This window comes from uncultured Lacinutrix sp., assembly GCF_947500605.1.
Lineage (GTDB): Bacteria > Bacteroidota > Bacteroidia > Flavobacteriales > Flavobacteriaceae > Lacinutrix.
Genome location: NZ_CANMSJ010000002.1, coordinates 184,055 through 202,171, shown reverse-complemented (window position 1 = coordinate 202,171; position 18,117 = coordinate 184,055). Strand labels below are relative to the sequence as shown.

14 protein-coding genes are annotated in these 18,117 nt (G+C 30.8%); 6 read left to right on the top strand and 8 right to left on the bottom strand.

Translation table 11 applies throughout. The features are described 5' to 3' along the window. Nucleotides 1-2 precede the first annotated feature (2 nt). Nucleotides 3-1,763 (top strand): M61 family metallopeptidase, encoded by a 1,761-nt coding sequence (locus Q0935_RS04085; protein ID WP_299382608.1) that lies wholly within the window; start codon nt 3-5, stop codon nt 1,761-1,763. Nucleotides 1,764-1,853: 90 nt separating this feature from the next. Here the strand turns inward: Q0935_RS04085 and Q0935_RS04080 are convergent, their stop codons facing one another. Both Q0935_RS04080 and mfd read right to left on the bottom strand, forming a co-directional pair. Continuing rightward, complete coding sequence (locus Q0935_RS04080; RefSeq protein WP_299382606.1) at nt 1,854-3,200, bottom strand: TlpA disulfide reductase family protein; 1,347 nt, start codon at nt 3,198-3,200, stop codon at nt 1,854-1,856. Between the two features lie 51 nt (nt 3,201-3,251). Then, entirely contained in the window at nt 3,252-6,599 is a 3,348-nt protein-coding gene (gene mfd / locus Q0935_RS04075) for a transcription-repair coupling factor (RefSeq protein ID WP_299382604.1), read from the bottom strand. 236 nt (nt 6,600-6,835) lie between these two features. On the opposite strand from mfd, the gene Q0935_RS04070 reads away from it, so the two are divergent. Continuing rightward, nucleotides 6,836-7,267 (top strand): TerB family tellurite resistance protein, encoded by a 432-nt coding sequence (locus tag Q0935_RS04070; protein WP_055436045.1) that lies wholly within the window; start codon nt 6,836-6,838, stop codon nt 7,265-7,267. Nucleotides 7,268-7,300: 33 nt separating this feature from the next. Here Q0935_RS04070 and Q0935_RS04065 read toward each other — a convergent pair whose 3' ends face one another. From Q0935_RS04065 to fbp, 6 genes are all read right to left on the bottom strand, one after another. After that, nucleotides 7,301-8,827 carry an ATP-binding protein gene (locus tag Q0935_RS04065; RefSeq protein WP_299382601.1) on the bottom strand — a complete coding sequence of 509 codons (1,527 nt, stop codon included), beginning with the start codon at nt 8,825-8,827 and terminating at the stop codon, nt 7,301-7,303. A 76-nt stretch (nt 8,828-8,903) separates the two neighbouring features. Next, entirely contained in the window at nt 8,904-10,427 is a 1,524-nt protein-coding gene (locus tag Q0935_RS04060) for an ATP-binding protein (protein WP_299382600.1), read from the bottom strand. An 18-nt stretch (nt 10,428-10,445) separates the two neighbouring features. After that, nucleotides 10,446-10,940 (bottom strand): Rab family GTPase, encoded by a 495-nt coding sequence (locus Q0935_RS04055; protein WP_299249321.1) that lies wholly within the window; start codon nt 10,938-10,940, stop codon nt 10,446-10,448. Between the two features lie 102 nt (nt 10,941-11,042). After that, nucleotides 11,043-11,849: a cell envelope biogenesis protein OmpA gene (locus tag Q0935_RS04050; protein WP_299249323.1), complete on the bottom strand. Its 807-nt coding sequence runs from the start codon at nt 11,847-11,849 to the stop codon at nt 11,043-11,045. Between the two features lie 15 nt (nt 11,850-11,864). Further along, the gene (locus tag Q0935_RS04045; protein ID WP_299382597.1) at nt 11,865-12,212 is read right to left on the bottom strand and encodes a fructose 1,6-bisphosphatase; all 348 of its coding nucleotides are present in this window, start codon (nt 12,210-12,212) and stop codon (nt 11,865-11,867) included. Nucleotides 12,213-12,263: 51 nt separating this feature from the next. Next, nucleotides 12,264-13,277 (bottom strand): class 1 fructose-bisphosphatase, encoded by a 1,014-nt coding sequence (fbp, locus tag Q0935_RS04040; RefSeq protein ID WP_299382595.1) that lies wholly within the window; start codon nt 13,275-13,277, stop codon nt 12,264-12,266. 120 nt (nt 13,278-13,397) lie between these two features. Between fbp and Q0935_RS04035 the strand changes: the two genes are divergently transcribed. From Q0935_RS04035 to Q0935_RS04020, 4 genes are read left to right on the top strand one after another with little or no spacing between them, the layout of a single operon-like run. Then, nucleotides 13,398-13,877: a GNAT family N-acetyltransferase gene (locus Q0935_RS04035; RefSeq protein WP_299382593.1), complete on the top strand. Its 480-nt coding sequence runs from the start codon at nt 13,398-13,400 to the stop codon at nt 13,875-13,877. Beyond that, complete coding sequence (locus Q0935_RS04030) at nt 13,877-15,127, top strand: aspartate kinase (protein ID WP_299249334.1); 1,251 nt, start codon at nt 13,877-13,879, stop codon at nt 15,125-15,127. The genes Q0935_RS04035 and Q0935_RS04030 overlap by 1 nt, the downstream gene beginning before the upstream one ends. A gap of 44 nt (nt 15,128-15,171) precedes the next feature. Next, nucleotides 15,172-16,986 (top strand): lysophospholipid acyltransferase family protein, encoded by a 1,815-nt coding sequence (locus tag Q0935_RS04025; RefSeq protein WP_299249337.1) that lies wholly within the window; start codon nt 15,172-15,174, stop codon nt 16,984-16,986. A 13-nt stretch (nt 16,987-16,999) separates the two neighbouring features. Then, nucleotides 17,000-18,016, top strand: a complete 1,017-nt coding sequence (locus Q0935_RS04020; protein WP_299382590.1) for a carboxypeptidase-like regulatory domain-containing protein — start codon at nt 17,000-17,002, stop codon at nt 18,014-18,016. The last annotated feature ends 101 nt before the right edge of the window (nt 18,017-18,117 follow it).

The following is an 18,117-nucleotide window of genomic DNA, read 5'->3' as shown; positions in this document are numbered from 1 at the left end:
AAATGAAATCAGTTTTTTCTATTCTTGCCCTTTTTTTTACAACAGTAATTTTCGCTCAAAATATAAGCTACTCCATAGGTTTCGAGAATGCAGTGCATCACGAAGCGAGTATTGATATTTCATATAAAAACTTAAAAGGAAATTCTCTTTTAGTACAAATGAGTCGTACTTCGCCAGGACGTTATGCTATTCATGATTTTGCTAAAAATGTGTATAATGTAAAAGCATTTAATAGTAAAGGTGAAGTTTTAGAAATAAAACGATTAAGCCCACAAGCTTGGGAAGTTTTAAATCATGATAAAACCGTACATATTTCTTATACTTTATTTGCCAATAGAGCAGATGGAACTTACAGTCAAGTAGACGAGACGCATGCACACCTTAATATTCCTGCTACATTTATGTATGCGCCAAGTTTAAGTGATAACCCAATAGAAATTACCTTTAAGCCAAGAACAGATTTAAACTGGAAAGTGGCTACGCAATTACCTTTAAAAATTGGAACAACTTATACTGCGCCAAACTTGCAGTATTTTATGGATAGTCCAACAGAGATAAGTAATTATAGTAAAAGGAGTTTTAAAGTTAAGAATCAAGACATTGAATTTGTATTACACCACAAAGGATCGGAAGAAGATTTAGACACTTACTTCGAAAAAGTTAAGAAAGTTGTTTTAGCCGAAGAAGCTGTTTATGGCGAATTGCCAAGTTTCGATTATGGAAAATACACGTTTTTAGCTTGCTATATTGGTAATGTAAGTGGAGATGGTATGGAACATAGAAACTCTACTATTTTAACAGATAAAGAAGGTTTAGCCGAAGGCGGAATGAAAGGAAACATAGGTACTGTTTCTCATGAGTTTTTCCATGCATGGAATGTAGAGCGTATTCGTCCACAATCTTTAGAGCCTTTTAATTTTGAAGAAGCAAACATGAGTGGAGAACTTTGGTTTGCAGAAGGTTTTACAAGTTACTACACCAATCTTATTTTGTGTAGGGCAGGAGTTATTACTCCAGAAGATTATGTAAATGGATTAAACGGTACTTTTAATTACGTATGGAACTCTCCTGCAAGACAGTTCTTTAATCCTATTGAAATGAGCTATCAAGCACCATTTGTAGATGCTGCATCGTCAATAGATCCTGTAAATAGAGACAATACATTTATCTCTTATTATTCTTACGGAAGTGTTTTAGGCTTGGCTTTAGACTTGTCTTTACGCGAAAAATACTTGAATTTAGATGATTATATGAAGATGGTTTGGAGTACGTACGGAAAAACTGAAACACCATATACTATTCAAAATCTTAACGACTTATTAAATGCTTACGCTGGTGAAGATTTTGGAAACAACTTCTTCAATAATTATATTTATAAGAGTAACATGCCAGATTATAATGCATTATTTAAAACGGTAGGATTAAAAATTGAACAGGATTCTAAAAGTAATTTCTCTGGTCTTTCGTTAAATAATAATATAGTGTCTAGGAGTGCTAAAATTGGCTCTCCAGCTTATCTTTCAGGATTAGAGAAAGGAGATGAGCTAGTAAGTGTAAATGGTCTTAAAATAGCTGAAACAAATACGGTTGAGTCAATAATTAATACTTCAGAAAAGAAAACAATAACTATTGAGTTTATTAGAAATAAGGAAACAAAAACAACAACGTTAACTTTAGTTGCTAATCCAAGATATACTATTAGTATTTCGGAAGATAAAAACAAAGAGCTTTTAAAAAACAGAGACTCTTGGTTAAAGCAATAGTATTGTAATTAAATTATAGAGTATACTTTAAATAAAAAATGCGAAGCACCTGCTTCGCATTTTTTATGTTATATATTTTAGTTATAGAAACTACTCTTTTTTAGCTTTAATTAAACCATCAAAGTATTTCTTAAAAGCGTTAATGTCATCAGGCTTAGCAATAATTTTTTTGTCTTTATCTAGTACAAAATAACTAGGTGTTCCTGTTACATTGTATTGGTCTCCAATTGGGTTCTCCCATTTGCCTTCTCCAAAAACGTGTAAAAAATCTGGATATTCGTAAGTCATATCTTTCCAACGGTATAGATCGTTGTCTAAAGCTATGGCAACAACCTTTATATTTTCTTTTGTTTTAGATTGTATGTACTCTTTTAGCACTGGTATTTCGTCTAAACAATGAGAACATGTTGTACTCCAAAAGAATAATAAATAGTTGCTAGAGCCTTCTAATTTGCTAAGTTTTGAAACTTCTGTTTTATCGTTTTCACCTTTTATTTCAATATTAAAATCTGGACCTATATTTCCTATAGATGCGTTTTTAAAATAGATAATACTATTAGCTAATTCGTTATCGTTATTAGCGCGAGCGATGTCTAATAAATATTTAGAACCAATGTAGTTGGCCACTACTTCGTTATTTTCTACTGAAAACTGATTCCATAATATCTCTAAAAGAATTCCTTTAATTTTCGGATTGTCTCCAATCGCTTTTACAACCGTATCTATGTTTTCTATATATGAAGCATCAGGATTTTTTCTGTTTATAAAACCAATAACATAATCTATTGTAGTTTTAATTAAGAAGTTAGAGTCTTGAAGCATTTTATTTCCAAAATCGATATTTGAAAAATAATTAGTTTTTATGTTTTTAGAAAATGTAGAAACATCTTCTAATTCGTTTGGTATGTATGGACTACAAGCTTTTATAAAGTTATTAGCAATCATACCTTTTGAAGCTTTTTCAAACTCTTCTTGCGTATTTTTTAGAATATTAAAAATCTTAGAATAACCACTTTTGTCTTCTTTTCCAGCTCCATAATAGTTACGGATGCTTTTGTTTACCAAAGCCATGCTTCTATTATAAGAGTTGTATAGTTTGTTTTCTGTAGATTTATCGAAAGATAAACCTTCTTGTAAGTCAAACTTTAAAACAATATCTTCTTTGTTGTTTACAATAAAATCGAAATTAAATTGATCTTGAGGTTGCGAATAAACCAAACGATAAGTTCCTGGAATAGTCGCTTTATCTAGTGCTATTTCGAAAGTACCATCTTCTGCCACATCTGCATTTGCAACAAATAATGAAGTTTCTGCTGTAACACGATATAGGAATGCAAATTTAAAATCTTCGGCAGGAGTAAAAGTGCCTTTAATGGTATGTTGTGCGAATAATACCGAAGGTAATATAGCGAGTAAAAAAAGTATTTTTCTAGTCATTGTTAATGGTTTTATATCATGTAAGGCAAAAACTTTGCCAAAGATAATTTTTTAATTTAATATGGGTTTAAGTACTGCTAACGCTTGTTCTACCGTTTTAATATTTTCAAAGGTAAGTAATAAACGCAATCCTTTTCTGGTTTGTTTTTCTTTCATTTTTCCAGCTCTAGGGTTTTGTTGTACATATTTTAATAATTTATTAAAGTTTGTACTTTGGTAAAAGCGACTTTGTTGATCGTTAATAAAGTAACCTGTAAGTTTACCATTTTTCATAATAACCTTTTCGATTCCTAATTTAATAGCAATCCATTTTAATCTTACACTGTCTAATAAATCTACTACTTGTGTTGGCAGTTCTCCAAATCTATCTATTAGTTCAGTTTCAAATTTGGCTAATTCTTCTTCAGTTTTAAAATTATTAAGCTGTGTGTAAAGGCTTAGTCTTTCGGCTATATTATTAATATAATCATCTGGAAATAGTAACTCTAAATCACTATCAATAGTCATGTCTTTTACGTATTCTTTGCCTTCGGGATCTTCGTCATATAAATCCTTGAATTCATTTTCTTTAAGCTCTTCAATAGCTTCATTAAGTATTTTCTGGTAGGTGTCGAAGCCAATTTCATTTATAAAACCACTTTGCTCACCACCCAATAAATCTCCTGCACCTCTAATTTCTAAATCCTTCATAGCAATATTAAAACCACTTCCTAAAGCGGTAAATTGCTCTAAGGCTTGAATACGTTTTCTGGCATCGTCTGTCATTGCAGAATACTCTGGTGTAATAAAATAACAGAATGCTTTCTTATTGCTACGTCCTACACGACCACGCATTTGGTGTAAATCGCTTAATCCAAAATTATTAGCGTTATTAATAAATATGGTGTTTGCATTTGGTACATCTAGTCCGCTTTCTATAATGGTTGTACTTACCAGAACATCGAAAGCACCATCCATAAAGGCAAGCATAAGCTCTTCTAGCTTTTTACCATCCATTTGTCCATGTCCAATACCAACTTTTGCGTCTGGGACTAAACGTTGAATCATACCGGCAACTTCTTTAATATTCTCTATACGATTGTGGATAAAAAATATTTGTCCGCCACGTTGTATCTCATAACTCACCGCATCTCTAATAGCATCTTCGCTAAAGCGAATAACATTACTTTCTATAGGATAACGATTAGGTGGAGCAGTGGTAATTACCGATAAATCTCGTGCAGCCATTAAACTAAACTGAAGCGTCCTTGGAATAGGAGTGGCAGTTAAAGTCAAGACATCTACATTGTCTTTTAAGGTTTTTAATTTTTCTTTTACAGCAACACCAAATTTTTGTTCTTCATCTACAATTAATAGACCTAAATCTTTAAATTTCACCTTTTTATTTACTAGCTGGTGTGTGCCAATAATAATATCTACATGCCCTTTTTCTAACCTCTCTAAAGTCTCGCGTTTTTGTTTTGCAGTACGAAAACGATTAACATAATCTACAGTTACAGGAAACTCCTTTAAACGTTCTGTAAAGGTTTTATGGTGTTGGAATGCTAATATAGTTGTTGGTACTAAAACGGCTACTTGTTTGCCATTATCTACGGCCTTAAAAGCGGCACGTATAGCAACCTCTGTTTTACCAAAACCTACATCTCCACAAATTAAACGATCCATTGGTCGCTCGCTTTCCATATCTGCTTTAATATCTGCAGTTGCAGTAATTTGGTCTGGCGTGTCTTCGTAAATAAAAGACGCTTCTAGTTCGTGTTGTAAATAACTATCCTGTTTGTATTGGTAACCTTTTTCAAGTTTACGTTTAGCGTATAGTTTTATTAAATTAAAGGCAACATGTTTAACTCTAGATTTGGTTTTCTCTTTAAGTACTTTCCATGCTTTGCTACCTAATTTGTAAACCTTTGGCGGTTTACCATCTTTACCATTAAATTTGGTAATTTTATGTAAAGAATGGATACTTAAATATAAAATATCGCGTTCGCCATAAACTAATTTTATAGCTTCTTGCAATTTACCTTCGACATCTATTTTTTTAAGGCCACCAAATTTTCCAATACCGTGATCTATATGTGTTACATAATCTCCAATATCAAGATTAGTAATCTCTTTTAAGGTAATGGCTTGCTTTTTGGCGTAACCATTTTTAAGATGAAACTTATGGTAACGTTCAAAAATTTGATGATCTGTGTAAACCACCATTTTGTTTTCATGGTCTACAAAACCTTGAAAAAGCGATAATGTAATGGTTTGGTATTTTACATCTTGCTCTACATCGTTAAAAATGTCGTGAAAACGCTTTGCTTGTTGTTCGCTAACACAAGCAATATAATTTGTAAAACCATTGTTATGGCTTTTGTTTAAGTTATCGATAAGTAAATCGAACTGTTTATTAAACGCAGGTTGTGGCGTAGTATTAAATACTATTTCTTCTTGAGGTTTTAACCAAGAATCTGTACCAAATTCTACGACATTGAAATCTAATAGTTGACGTTTTAATAATGAAGAATTACAAAAGAGTTCTTCGGGTTCAGAATGTTGTACTTCGGTTGAAAGGGTTTTAAAAGCATCTTCAGCCTTTGTATAAAATTCGTCTATTCTTGAAAAAAGAACCTCTACGTTTTTAGTAAAAACAACTGTTTTAGAGGCTATGTATTTTAAGAAACTCTCACGAGTCTCGTTTAAAAACTTTTTTTCGACATTTGGAATAATGCCAATTTTTTTAATCTGTTGATTAGAGAGTTGTGTCTCTACATCGAAGGTTCTAATACTATCTACTTCGTCTCCAAAAAACTCAATCCTGTATGGTTCATCGTGTGAAAACGAGAATACATCTACAATACCACCTCTAACAGAAAATTCGCCAGGTTCTGTAACGAAATCTACACGTTTAAATTTGTATTCAAAAAGTACTTCATTTACAAAGTCGATATTAAGATCGTCTCCTACATTAATTTTTAAAGTATTTCGATCTAGTTCTTTTCTAGTTACTACTTTTTCGAAAAGGGCATCTGGATAAGTAACAATTATAGCAGGTTTTTTACGTGAATTAATTCGGTTTAAAACCTCTGCACGTAAAAGTATATTTGCATTGTCTGTTTCTTCAATTTGATAAGGTCTCCTATAGCTTCCAGGATAGAATAAAACATCTTTACCATTTATAAGTTGTTCTAAATCGTTAAGATAAAAAGCGGCTTCTTCCTTGTCGTTAAAAATTAAAAGAAAAGGTTTTTCGGCTGTTTTAAAGCTTTCGTTTATAACAAATGAAAGTGCAGAGCCAATAAGGCCTTTTATATGCGTTTTATTTGTTTTTTCTTGAGTTTTGGCAATAGCAGAGTTCAGTTTTTGCATTTGCAAAGACTGTGCATAAGTTTGCGAGATTAGAGATTTGCTCACGTATAAAAGTATTGGACAACAAATATAAGAGATAGATTTTTGAATTGGTAATTATGAAATTATAATTATCAATAAACGTTTTGTTTTATAACGTTTTTAAGATGTAAACTAATCGTTGAAGTATGGTATTTTACTTTAAGTTAAAAAGCGTAAAATGAAAGTCTAAAAAAAGAAAGATTTCATTTCAAAAGATTTGAAGTTTAACTATCTTTGACGCTCTAAAAAATATAAAATATATGTCATTTTCAGATTTATTTGATAGCGGATTTAAGAAGCGTAACGAAGACCATTTTGCATCTATTGTAAGAGTGGCAATGGACGACGGAATTATTAGCGATGAAGAAAAAACATTCTTAGATCGTTTAGCTCGTAATTTAGACATTGGTGAAAACGATTATAAAACTATATTAAAGGATTACCAATCGCACCCAATTAATCCTCCAACATCTTACGATAGTCGTTTAGAGCGTTTATTCGATTTATCTCGTATGGTTTATGTAGATCATATTAAGGGAGATCACGAAGAGGTTTTATTACGTAAAATTGCTGTTGGTTTAGGTTTTAATCCAGAGAACGTAAAGTACGTAATAGATAAAGCATTAACTTTAGTAAGTAATGGTGTGGATTTAGATACTTTTACAGAAGAAATAAAAGGAATGAATAGATAATTCCTTCTTTTACATGATTAAAAAAGCAAGCTATTAAGCTTGCTTTTTTTGTATAATATATTTTAGTTTTCTTAGTATTTCGGCCTTAACAAAAGGTTTCCCAATATAACTATTTACTCTTCTTTGTTTGCAATAGGCCTCTTCTTCTTTAGAAGGATTTTCGCTTATTACAACAATAGGAATTTTATTAATGTCTTTATATTCTGAGTGCCTTATATAGCGCGTAGTATCTAAGCCATCTGTAGTTGGTAGTTTAAGGTTTAGTATTACAAGATCGAAAGTAGTCTTGTAAAGCTCCTCTATAACTTGGTCTCCATCTTCTATAACAACAACATCACAGTTTTTTAGTTTACTAATAATATTTAAAAGTTTTTCTTGATTATCGCGTAAAGGATCTGCAAGTAAAATTTTAAAATCGTTTTTAGAAGTCGTTTTCGAGGTTTTAGTTATAATAACGTCGTCCTTTTGGTCTGGAGCTATTTTAAAATCTAATGCTATGCAAAAGGTAGAGCCTACTCCAACTTCACTTTTTAATGTTATTGTACCTTTTAAAGCATGAATAAGCTTTTTTGTTATGGAAAGTCCTAATCCAACACCATTATTAACTAAGCTATTTGTGATTTGATGAAAACTATTAAAAATAGAATCGATTTCCTTTTTTTCAATACCAACTCCAGTATCTTTTACTTTAAATAATAATGTAGCAGAATCTTCGGTTTTTTTAACGCATTCGGTTGTTAATTCGATGCTTCCAGATGGAGTAAATTTAATAGCATTACCAATAATATTGTTTACAATTTGTGCTAACCTGTACTTGTCTGCAATAACATATTTAGGACATTCTGGATCAATACTATATTTTAATGTTAAGCCTTTCTCTTTACATTTTTGAGTAAATATTTGAGTAATTAGGTTTAATTCTTCGAGAAGGTTATAACGTATTGGGCGTATTGGGAAATAGTCTGCCTCAATTTTAGAAATATCTATAATATCGCTAATCATTGTTTTTAACTTGTCGTTAGTGTTTTTAATAACATCAAGATTATAACGCTGACTTTGTTCTAGATTTGTATTTTCTAGAAGAGAAACAAAACCATTTATAGTATTAACAGGTGTTTTTATTTCGTTGCTAAAATTTGCTATAAATGTATTTTTAAATGCTTCTTTTTCCTGTAGAATAGTATTGTTGAAACTTAATAGCTGAGATTTTATTTCGGCAACATTTCTTTTTTGAGCCGCTTTTTGTAGCAAAACATATTGTTTTGTTAGTTCTTGAAATACAAAAACAGAAGGTTCGTTTTCGTTGTTAATGTGTAAAGTCGCATCAATAGTATAGTTAGTGCCATCTAAATCTAGATTGACACATTCAAAATTGAAGGTTTTATTATTTTGAGTTAATAAAGCGAATATACTATAGAAAAAAGGATGTAGTTTGTCTATAGATTTACCGATACAATTTTTAAAAAGTATAGATTCAGCATCTATAATAACTCCATCATCACTAATAAGTAATATTTGATTTGTGGTTTCGTTATAAGGAATAGTGTAATTCTCGAGCATGTATAATTATTGGCAATAATTTTATTAAATATAAAGATACAGTATTTTAAAACACGAATAAGCGGAGTTCTTTTGCTTATTTCAGGTTATTTGCAATTATTTCTAATAGCTGACTTTCGTTAAACGGTTTTTTTAAAACATCGTTTATTCCCGCTTTTTTATAACGTTTTAAGTCTTCTTTAAAAATTTTAGCCGTCATAGCTACAATTGGCACTTTTTTCTGGTGACGTTCTGGAAGTTTTCTTATTTGTTTTGCAATTTCGTCTCCACGAAATTCTTTCAACTTTATATCCATTAGTACCAAATCAATCTCACTGTCTATATTCGATATTCTTGCAAGTACATCGTCTGGTTTAGTAACAATATCTAGGAAAAAATGACCTTGTGATGCTAAGATTTTTAAAACAGAGAGTTGTGTGATTTCAGAATCTTCAACTAGTAAAATGTTGTATTTTCTTGAAACGTCAAATTTTATTTCTTTTTTATTTTTTGGCTTATTAACAACTAACGTTGAGTTTGCTACAAAATTAATATTTGTAGAAAAAATAGAGCCTTTTCCATAGTTAGAAGAAACACTTATTTTACTATTGGTTAATTCTACTAAATACTTTACAATAGCAAGTCCAAGTCCTGTGCCTTTGTACGAGTGGTTGTTGCTTACTTGAGAGAAACTTGAAAAAATAGTTTCAAAGTTTTCCTCTTTTATACCTATCCCAGTATCAACTATTTCAAAGTGAATACTTGCTTTTTGCGCTCTAAGCTGGTTTAAAGATGCGTTAAAGCTTATGCTACCACTATCTGTGAATTTTAATGCGTTATCTAATAAGTTTGTTAAAACTTGTTGTAATCTTTTAGCATCGCCACCTACAATCTCTGGTAATTTATCATCAAAATTAAAGCTAAACTCTAATCCTTTTTGTTCAGCTTTAAGCTTATAATTAAACTTAATTTCATTTAATAAATCTAAAAGATAAAAAGGTTCTATAGAGAGTTCTAAGTTTCCAGATTCAATTTTAGAAATGTCTAGAATATCATCAATCATTTTCTTTAAAAAATTTGATGAAGAGTTTAATATTTGAATATAATCTTTCTGCTTTAAGTCTAAATTGGTTTTGCTTAATATATCTGTAAACGTTAAAATACCAGTTAGTGGATCTCGCAACTCATGACTAAAGTTTGCGATAAAACTGTTTTTAAAAACTTCTTTTTCTTTTAAATATGTGTTTTTTAACTCTAAAATTTGAGAGTTGATAACAGACTCATTTCTAACCTGTGCAGTAGTTTGATAGTTATTATAGTGAGACGTTAAATCGTGAATGATTAATAACGGGTTTTTAGCATCACCAAAGGTTTGTAAAATTATATCTGCAGTAATTGCTTTGCCTTCAATATTTAAATGAATACAAGAAAAAACAGTTTCATTTTCCTCTGCAGTTAAAAGAGAGGTTATTGTTTCAAAAAAAGGATGAATATCTCCTACGTACTGATTCTTAAAATTTAAAAATAGTGCGTTATCAGATTCTATTATGTTTCCTTCGAAATCTAATATTGAATATTGTAGAACTGGTTTTATATACTTTTTCTTGTAAACTTCTAACATTGTAAAGCTGTTTTTTGCTTATTTAATAAGCGATTCAGCTAAATTAGAAAAAAGAAAGTCAACTTTATCTCCTGTCTTTGCACTGACATAAAAATCTGTTAAACGACCAAAATTATCGCTGTTCTGCTTTATATATGCTTTGGTAACCAAATCTTCTTTGTTACCAACAACAGTAATAGGTGTGTTTTTTTGCTTTTCTTTAAGGAAATTTAGTTCGCTTTCTAACTTCTCGTATGTTGCAGGTCTTGTTACATCGTACACATAAATAAAGGCATGTGTACCTAAAAGATAAGATAGCCTAGTGTTACTTATATCATCGTTTCCTTCTAAATCCCAAATAACTAAAGAAACGTCTGTTCCTTTTTCTGGAATAGTTACATTTTTCTTAAAAATGTGTACACCAATAGTTACTTTATAATCTTCAGAAAATGTGTTTTCTACAAAACGTCTAATAAGTGAAGATTTACCAACACCAAAATGACCTAATAAAACTATTTTTTTAGAAATTTTCATTTTAGAAATATAACTTTAATTTTTTAATTAAAAAAGTGCTATAGATATAGCTGGGCAAAAATAAGAAAAGGATATAGTATAATTACTTATATATAGAAATAGTTACTCGAAAAACGATTTCAATTTTTTAGAAAATAAATCGTGATCATTAATATCCTCTTTATTAATATAATTTTGCGCAAAATCTAATAATTTGTCTTCAAGTTTACTTTTAAAAACAACATTATAAGGGCCAGAAATAATTACTGCAATGTAATATTCTGAGAAATTTTGAAGGTGTATATGGAAACTGTCGTATTCTATATAGTTTAATTCTTGGTTTTCTTTCTCAAATGCATCTTCTGCAAAACTTTTAATTGCAGTAAGCATACCAGAGACCATGTCTTCGTCTATAGCTTGTGTTTTAGAATATTCTGAAATGATTATTCCAGAACCTTTCTCAATAACCATAATTTGTTCTATAACAGGTTGAGCTAGTTCTTGTAACATTAAATCTGCTTCGCTTACGCCCGTTCTTTTAGATTTAAACTTACGTTTTAAACCTTCAAAAGAAAACGCACTATTCATTTTTGCGTTTATCTGTTCAGATAGAATTTGCATCTCCTGCTGTACATACTTTTTTATCATTTTCCCAATAATTGGAAATAAAGCTTCTACAACAGCATCTTGAGAGTTTTTAATTTCACTTTTTAATGCTTCTGTAATTACAGGTCCTAAAGTTTTTGGTATTTGTGAAACAAAATCATCGAGTTTTTGATCTATTATTGGATCTACACGCTCAGACAATTGCTTCTGTTTGTTTATAATGTCTTCAACAACTTTAAGCTTTTCTTCTACTTTTTTTGCATACTCACGCTCATCTGTTAGTAAGATGTCTTTTAAAATAGAAAGTTTTTCGTCTTGATTCATGGCGTGAGAATCAAATTAGTTACTTATTTTCTCGCCAAGTTTAATTAGTAAATCGCCAAAAAGTTTGCGGTCTAATTTTTTCTCTTCAAGAGCATCTGCCTTGTCTTCTAAGGTGTTTTCTAATTCGGTAATTCTTATATTAATATCTGTACTTAAGTTATCAATATTTTGAAGTAATTCCGCCTTAACATCATCAAGTAAGCTTTCTAGTTCTTTTTTCTTTTTAAGGATGTCTAGTTTTACAGCTTCAAATTCATGATTATATTCTTGGATGTTTTCACCAAAAATAAGCTGCTTTATCGCATCAATTTTAGAAGTAGAATCGTTTACGTTGTTATTTGTGCTATTGTCGTTCTTTGCCATTGCCATTTAGTTTAATAAACTACGGTAAAAATAGCAAAATTTATTAGAATACTATGCTTCTTGAGCATTTTGCATAAAGTCCTCGGCTTTTTCTACCATATTTTTACTTCCGCAGAAAAAAGGAACTCGTTGGTGCAGCTCTGTTGGCTCTATATCTAGAATTCTTGTAAAACCATCACTAGCTTTACCATTAGCTTGTTCTGCAATGTAAGCCATAGGGTTACATTCGTAAAGTAAACGTAGTTTACCAGCTGCATTTTTAGAACTTTTTGGGTAGATGTAGATACCACCTTTTATCATATTTCTATGAAAATCTGAAACTAAAGAACCAATATATCTTGAGGTGTATGGTCTGTTATCTTCTTCTTTTTGGCAATACTTTAAATAATCTTTAACGCCTTGTGGAAAATGGTTGTAATTACCTTCGTTAATAGAGTAGATGTTTCCATCTTCTGGGAATTGCATGTTTGGATGCGATAAATAAAGTGTTCCTAAAGCTGGATTTAATGTAAATCCGTTTACGCCATCTCCAGTTGTATAAACTAACATTGTAGAAGTTCCATAAACAACATAACCAGCTGCTACTTGCTGATTTCCTTTTTGAAGAAAATCCTCTATAGTTACAGGTGTTCCAACAGGTGTAACACGCCTATAAATTGAGAAAATAGTACCTACAGAAACATTAACATCAATATTACTAGAACCATCTAAAGGATCTATTAATACTACATATTTGTTTTGGTTATTTTCGTCTTGACTATTTATTGAGATAAAATCATCTTCTTCCTCACTAGCAATACCACAAACGATATTTCTATTTGTTAAGGTTTGAATAAATTTCTCGTTAGCGTATACGTCTAATTTTTGTTGGTCCTCACCTTGAATGTTAGTGTCTCCGGCAGCTCCAATTATGTCTACTAAACCAGCTTTATTTACTTCGTGGTTTACCACTTTCGCAGCTAGACGAATAGAGTTTATTAATCTTGATAATTCACCAGAAGTGTATTTAAAAGACGATTGGTTTTCGATAATAAATTCTCCTAACGTTTGGTTTTTTCTAGACATAGTTTTAGACTTTCGCTTTTGCAAATATCGTTTTTTTTAGCAAACTATTGCGTTTTCGTAAAACTTAATATCTTACCTTATTTAACTTTAAACTATATTTGGTTTCCAAATTGTTTTAATATGAAGAGCTCAATACGTCTAGCAACTAAAAATGATATGAAAAATGTTCACGACCTAATCGTAGAACTCGCTATTTTTGAAAAAGAACCTGATGCTGTTGAAGTTACAGTAGGTAATCTTGAAGAAGATGGTTATGGGAAAGAGCCAAAATTTACTTGTTTTGTTGCCGAAAACGAGAATGAAATAGTTGGCGCGGCACTAGTTTATAAGCGTTATTCTACTTGGAAAGGAGAAGTTTTACATCTTGAAGATTTAATTGTAAGAAAAAGCATGAGAGGTAGTGGTTTAGGAACCGAACTTTTAAATGAGGTTGTAAAACATGGTAATGCAATGGGTGTTAAGCGCATAAGTTGGGAAGTTATAGATTGGAACGAACCTGCAATTACTTTCTACGAAAAAAAGGGAGCAAATGTTATGAGAGATTGGGATGTTGTACATTTAAATGAAAATGGAATTAAAAATTATTTAATCAATATATAGTGCAAGTATTTAAGTTTGGTGGAGCTTCTGTAAAAGATGCTAATGGCGTAAAAAATGTAGTAAAAGTACTTGAAAAAGTAGGTCATGAAAACACGCTTATTGTAGTTTCTGCAATGGGCAAAACTACAAACGCTCTAGAAGTTGTAATAGATAAATATTTAAACGAAAAAAATACTTTTATAGCAGAATTAGATACCGTAAAAAACTACCATCAAACTATTATGATGGATTTGTTTAACAACCAACAACATCAAGTTTTTGTTACGGTTGATGCCCTTTTTAATGAATTAATACAGTTTTTTAAAAGTAATAAGTCTCCAAATTATAATTTTATATACGATCAAGTTATTGGTTATGGCGAATTAGTTTCTACAACTATTATTAGTCATTATTTAAATAGTTTACACCTAAATAATACATGGCTAGATGTTAGGCAATGTATTAAAACAGACGATTATTATCGTCGTGCAAATGTAAATTGGGAAACCACACAACATAATATTATTAGTAAAGTTAAAGAGTCTACTTTATATATTACCCAAGGTTTTATAGCTAGCGATAGTAATAACTTTACAACCACATTAGGTAGAGAAGGTAGTGATTATACGGCCGCTATTTTTGCATATTGTTTAAATGCACAAAGTGTTACAATATGGAAAGACGTTCCTGGAGTTTTAAATGGAGATCCACGTCATTTTAATAATACACAATTATTAAATACTATCTCATATACAGAGGCTATAGAACTTGCTTTTTATGGCGCATCTGTTATTCATCCAAAAACATTACAGCCATTGCAGCGTAAGGAGATTCCTTTACATGTAAAATCTTTTTTAAATCCAGAAAATGCTGGAACAACGGTTAATAAATCTCAAGGTATTGAGCCTAAAGTGCCGTGTTTTATTTTAAAACAAAAACAAGTATTATTATCTTTATCTACTTTAGATTTCTCTTATGTAGTTGAAGAAAATATAAGCGAGATTTTTAACTTACTAGCGCTTTATAAAATGAAGGTAGATGTGATTCAGAATTCGGCAATTAGTTTTTCGGTGTGTTTTGAAAACACTTACGATAATTTAGAAAAACTGCTGTTACACTTAAAAGCTAAATTTAAGGTCGAGTGTCATGAAAATGTTTCATTATATACCATTAGGCATTACAACGAAGCAGCAATAAAAAATTTAGAGCAAGATAAAACCGTGTTATTGAAGCAGTTGTTTCAAGAAACAGTACAAATTGTAACTCAATAATCTATTGCTTACATTTGTAAGCTAAAAAAACAGAAAAAACAACTATGTCTTTAGTCTCTGCAAAAGAAGTTTCAAAAGCTATAAACTTAGAAAAATACGGAGTATTTGGAACGTTTATAGGCTGGCTATTGATGAAAGTTTTAAAAATATCTACACTTAATAGAATCTACAATCGTAACAAGCATTTAAGCGGTATAAAGTTTTTAGATGCTATTTTAGGTGAGTTTCAAATTAAATTTGAAATTCCTGAAGAAGATTTAAAAAGACTTCCAAAAGATGGTGCATACATTACAGTTTCTAATCACCCGCTAGGAGGAATAGATGGTATATTATTATTAAAATTAATGCTAGAACAAAGAGCCGATTTTAAAATAATAGCGAACTTTTTATTACATCGTATAGAGCCGATGAAGCCATATATAATGCCCGTTAATCCTTTTGAGGATCGTAAGGATGTAAAGTCAAGCATTGCTGGTTTTAAAAATGCAATCATGCATTTAAGAGAAGGTCATCCATTAGGAATATTTCCTGCTGGAGAAGTTTCTACTTATAAAGATGGAAAATTAATGGTAGATAAGCCATGGGAAGAAGCGGCCATGAAATTAGCCCAAAAAGCTAATGTTCCTATTGTTCCTATTTATTTTCATGCTCAAAATAGTAAGTTATTTTATAAGTTATCTAAAATTAGTGACATCTTTAGAACAGCAAAACTGCCTTCGGAGTTACTAACACAAAAGCACCGTACAATAAAAGTAAGAGTAGGAAAACCAATTACTGTTAAAGCTCAAGACGAACATAAAACACTAGGAGAATTTACAGATTTTATTAGACGTAAAACTTACATGTTGTCTAATGCTTTCGAGCCAAAAGAAAATAGAATAAGTAGTATTTCGTCTAGTTTAAAAGTGCCAAAAACACCTAAAAAGATTGTAACTCCTGTCGATTCTGCTACAATGATTAAGGAGGTAGAGAATTTACTTAATAATGATAAACGCCTACTTGTAAGTAAAAATTATGAGGTGTATTTAGCGCCAGCTCAAGATATTCCTAACATACTTAGAGAAATAGGAAGGCTTAGGGAAATTACATTTAGAGCAGTAGGAGAAGGAACAAATGAGGCTATAGATTTAGACGATTTTGATACTTACTATCACCACATGTTTTTATGGGATAATGAAGCTAAAGTATTAGCTGGTGCCTATAGAATGGGCTTAGGTTCTCAGATTTTTAAAGCGCATGGTATCGATGGTTTTTATCTTCAAGATTTATTCCGTTTTGAGCCAGAGTTGTATAAAATGATGAGCGAGTCTTTAGAGTTAGGACGTGCTTTTATTATAAAAGAATACCAACAAAAACCAATGCCTTTATTTTTACTTTGGAAAGGTATTGTGCATACCACATTACGTTATCCAGAGCATAAATACCTAATAGGTGGAGTTAGTATTAGTAATCAGTTTTCAAATTTCTCTAAATCGTTAATGATTGAGTTTATGAAATCTCATTATTACGATCCATATGTGGCGCAATACGTTCATCCTAAAAAGGAATTTAAGGTAAAACTTAATGATGCAGATAAAGATTTTGTTTTCGATGCTACAGAAGCAGATTTGAATAAATTCGATAAAATAATAGACGAAATAGAACCAGGAGCTTTAAGGCTGCCTGTACTTCTAAAAAAGTATATTAAACAAAACTGTAGGCTTATAGGTTTTAATGTCGATCCGTTATTTAACAATGCGGTAGATGGTTTAATGTATATTAAAATATCCGATTTACCAGAGAGTACCGTACGACCAGTAATGGAAGAGTTTCAAGCGGAGTTGGAAAGTAAATTTACTGGTACTATTGTAGAGGATTAATAACTTTATGTCTATGAAAAATATTTCCTTTTTAATATTTTTTCTGTCTTTCTTATCTTCATTTGCACAAGAATTAAGCGGTGTAGTTTTAAGCGAAAAAACCAACGATCCAATAATTGGAGCTTCTGTTTATTTCGATAATACTTCTATAGGTACTATTACAAACTTCGATGGTGAGTTTTTTATTGATTTAAAACAGCCTATAAATGCGCCATTAGTAGTGTCTTTTGTTGGATATGAAACAAAGATTGTCTCAATAGAAAATTTCGAAACTAAAAAAACATTCAAGTTAAAAGAAGATGTAAATACTCTAGAGGAAGTTCTTTTAGACAGTAAAGACGAGTGGTCTCGAGAATTTAAGCTTAAGCAATTTAGAAGAGAGTTTTTAGGAAGATCTGAATTTGCAGATAAATGTACTATTTTAAATGAAGATGCTCTTGTTTTAATTTTTGAAAGAGATACTAAACAATTAGTTGCTTCTGCTAAAGCTCCAATAATAGTAAAAAATGAAGCTTTAGATTATATTGTTAAATACGATATTAAAGACTTCTATATTAACTACAATATAGATTTGGAGTCGAATCTAGACTTAGAAAGAGCGTTTAAAACCGTGGCTTCTGTCGCTTACTCCGGAACTACTTTTTTCGAAAATATTGACTCAAAAAAACATAAACGCGCATTAAAAAATAGGCAAAAAGCATATATAGGTTCTGCATTGCATTTTATGAGAGCTATCGTAAATGATAGGCTTAAGGAAGAAAAATTTAAAATATTTAAAGGTAGCTATCAGGTTGTACCTTCATTGCACATTAAAGCTTATAAAAACGACAGTTTAAAGCTTACTGAGGTTACTATCTCTAAAGAGCTTAACATTCTATGCAAAGGCAGGCAATCTGCTATTAAAAGCGAAATAAGGCACTTTTTTGTAGATGCATATGGCAATCACTCGCCAATAGAAAAAGTATTGTTTGGCGGTTTTATGGCTAACCAAAGAATTGGAGATGTTTTACCGTTGGATTATGGTTTGTAGTCTTGTTGTTATTACATATAAAAAAGCACCCTTATTAGGATGCTTTTTTAATTCAGTTTAAACGCAAAAAAAAGTGCCTTGAAAAATCTTTATCAAGGCAC

What these genes read in the sequence shown, in the direction of transcription:
- Q0935_RS04055 (WP_299249321.1), bottom strand. Translation starts at nt 10,940, where the DNA reads ATGAAAATTTCTAAAAAAATAGTTTTATTAGGTCATTTTGGTGTTGGT.
- Q0935_RS04020 (WP_299382590.1), top strand. Translation starts at nt 17,000, where the DNA reads ATGAAAAATATTTCCTTTTTAATATTTTTTCTGTCTTTCTTATCTTCA.
- Q0935_RS04070 (WP_055436045.1), top strand. Translation starts at nt 6,836, where the DNA reads ATGTCATTTTCAGATTTATTTGATAGCGGATTTAAGAAGCGTAACGAA.
- Q0935_RS04060 (WP_299382600.1), bottom strand. Translation starts at nt 10,427, where the DNA reads ATGTTAGAAGTTTACAAGAAAAAGTATATAAAACCAGTTCTACAATAT.
- Q0935_RS04050 (WP_299249323.1), bottom strand. Translation starts at nt 11,849, where the DNA reads ATGAATCAAGACGAAAAACTTTCTATTTTAAAAGACATCTTACTAACA.
- Q0935_RS04045 (WP_299382597.1), bottom strand. Translation starts at nt 12,212, where the DNA reads ATGGCAAAGAACGACAATAGCACAAATAACAACGTAAACGATTCTACT.
- fbp (WP_299382595.1), bottom strand. Translation starts at nt 13,277, where the DNA reads ATGTCTAGAAAAAACCAAACGTTAGGAGAATTTATTATCGAAAACCAA.
- Q0935_RS04035 (WP_299382593.1), top strand. Translation starts at nt 13,398, where the DNA reads ATGAAGAGCTCAATACGTCTAGCAACTAAAAATGATATGAAAAATGTT.
- Q0935_RS04080 (WP_299382606.1), bottom strand. Translation starts at nt 3,200, where the DNA reads ATGACTAGAAAAATACTTTTTTTACTCGCTATATTACCTTCGGTATTA.
- Q0935_RS04025 (WP_299249337.1), top strand. Translation starts at nt 15,172, where the DNA reads ATGTCTTTAGTCTCTGCAAAAGAAGTTTCAAAAGCTATAAACTTAGAA.
- Q0935_RS04085 (WP_299382608.1), top strand. Translation starts at nt 3, where the DNA reads ATGAAATCAGTTTTTTCTATTCTTGCCCTTTTTTTTACAACAGTAATT.
- Q0935_RS04065 (WP_299382601.1), bottom strand. Translation starts at nt 8,827, where the DNA reads ATGCTCGAGAATTACACTATTCCTTATAACGAAACCACAAATCAAATA.